Genomic DNA, 246 nt, shown 5'->3' with positions numbered 1-246 from the left:
CAAAGACATTTATACGGAAGCTCACAACTCTGGTCAAGAGCCGATCACCGCCTTAAAAAGACAAGCGAAACATAATGGGGAAGTTGATGACCATTATGCCCCTACCTGTTTTCGTGAACACAGCTATGATAAACGTTATGGTGCCCTCAAGTATGTTCGACCAGAAGCCCATTGCCGGGAGTGCCCCTTAAAAAATGCGGGGCTGTGTCAAAAAGTCTATAAGGTAAAACAAATGGATGATGCCAG

The 246-nt window shown here is 45.1% G+C and carries 1 pseudogene; it reads left to right on the top strand.

The features are described 5' to 3' along the window. Positions 1-246, top strand: a pseudogene (locus ACYQ2O_RS13810) (transposase); the annotation flags it as partial.

Source organism: Alkalibacterium sp. m-11 (assembly GCF_054658155.1).
This window is presented reverse-complemented; position numbering and strand designations above follow the sequence as displayed.